General features: G+C 43.5%; 1 pseudogene. It reads left to right on the top strand.

From position 1 onward, the window contains the following. Positions 1-121 precede the first annotated feature (121 nt). A pseudogene (locus R8O11_RS29185) lies at positions 122-611 on the top strand (fimbrial biogenesis outer membrane usher protein); the annotation flags it as partial.

Here is a 611-nt window from a genome sequence, read left to right as displayed (position 1 = left end):
ACAATATGAGTTTGAGTGCGAATATTGGAGGTAAACGCTACAAAATACCATTGACGCAATAATGATAATAATGAACAGACGCAATGAAATGTATGTCTTGCTTTGGCTTGGATTACTAAGTATGGCGTGGAGCAATATTGGCCTTTGTGCGAACTCACCCAACAGTTTTTCTGAGTTACCGAGTCCTGAAAACTTTTCTTTTGATAAGTTTAACAATATTAGCTTGAAACTAGAATTGGTGATCAATCAAAGAGCGACGGGGCATATTACCGAAGTCGAGCGCATTGGCGAACAGTACTTTCTCCAGCGGCAAGATCTAATAGCGGTTGGCGTTACGGCCAAATCGTTGCCAGGAACGGAAGACAGGATTGACGTTTCTTCCATTGCTGGGGTTAACGTGCGTTATTTGCAATCGTCATTGCAACTGGCGATCGACGTTCCGCCGAACTGGTTGCCGATGCAGAGTTTATCTGCACACGACATGGGGCGATTTTCTCCAGCTAAGTTTGGTCGTGGGGGACTGTTTAACTACAACGTTTTTGGTGTGTATGAAAACGAAAGCCAACAAAAGGAGGTTTCTATCGATCATGAAATCAGAGCCTTTTCTGAGT

This window comes from Vibrio sp. 1288 (genome assembly GCF_033344475.1).
Note: the sequence above shows the minus strand (reverse complement) of the source record. Positions and strands in the feature narration are given on the sequence as shown.